The sequence below is a fragment of the Methanoregula sp. genome, from assembly GCF_049510175.1.
Classification (GTDB): Archaea; Halobacteriota; Methanomicrobia; order Methanomicrobiales; family Methanospirillaceae; genus Methanoregula.
Genome location: NZ_JBEKZF010000037.1, coordinates 1 through 1196, shown reverse-complemented (window position 1 = coordinate 1196; position 1196 = coordinate 1). Strand labels below are relative to the sequence as shown.

The window sequence follows — 1196 nt, the reverse complement described above, 5'->3', positions numbered from 1 at the left end:
CAATTTCAACGCTCGATGACCGTATTGAACGAAGTTCAAATCCTGAACATCGTCAACACCGTTCAACACCAAAACTCCGGCCAATACAATCCCTCAAGATCATCAGAGCAGGCGACCCGATCCTGACGCACGCCATTGATTCTTCGGACTGGAATCGCGACCCTTCCGAGCAGTATATGAGCACGCAGGAAGCCCAAAACCTCATGCTGGCAACTGCCGGACTTACTCGGCAGATCGAAACCCTTCAGAAAGCCTCTCAGCAGATGCCGACCGCGTTCTACGACTACGAGCAGCCGTATATCGCGGCAAAGACCCGAGCGGATATTACCGATACCGACGCCGAACGCCGGGCGATCCACAGCATCAGCAACTATTACAACACGCTCGGGGTCTACCGTTCGGACTTCGATAAGAACTTCAATGATCTGATCGCCCGGAATGCGATTTACGCGATGTGCGAGAAGGCCATGATGGATTATATGGGAGCCGTGCCGTGGAACATCTTCGATAAGGACCGAAAGCCGGTAGAGTCGGCAATTGAGTTCATGAAGTATCCGAACCCGCAAGAAGATTTCGGCGTGATCCTCAAGATGATGATCCGCGACCTGATGCGGTATGATGCGGGGGCGATTGTGAAATCGTTCTCGGTCGGAGGTAAGCGAGGAGACGGGCCCTTACCGCACGTAGCCTATACCATCCCGGGTGAGCGGCAGGTCCGGACGCAGAAAGCCGGATACCTTCTCGAACTGAAAACGTATCTCGGGACGGAGTTCTGGAAAGAGATCGATCGCGTGCCGATGAGCATCAACATCCCGACTGCCGGCAACGTACCGGTCCAGATGACAGAGCCGAACTCGTCCCATTACACGGGATGGTGGAGTCATGGGTATACGGTCCGGTACTGGCAGAGATCCCGCACCGGGGTCTACCTGCCATTCCAGCCGGAAGAGATCTGTTACTTCCAGATGTATCCACAGAGCGATCAGATCTACGGCACGGACTTTATCAAGTATCTTCGGTATCACCTGCAGTATCTCATTGACAGTACCAAGGCAGCCGGCCAGACGTTTGCGAACGGTGTAATCCCGAACATGATCTGGCATCACCCGCAGATCCGGAGTACTCCGCAGTTGACCGAACGGATCATGCAGATGCAGGCAGAACTTAAAGGCCCGATGAAGTTCGGCGGGGCAATG

The 1196-nt window shown here is 54.4% G+C and carries 1 protein-coding gene; it reads left to right on the top strand.

Annotation, left to right across the window (positions count from 1 at the left end; genetic code table 11):
* Positions 1-176: 176 nt before the first annotated feature.
* On the top strand, positions 177-1196 hold a 1020-nt coding region (locus tag ABSG49_RS12245), incomplete at its 3' end, for a phage portal protein (protein WP_424026415.1).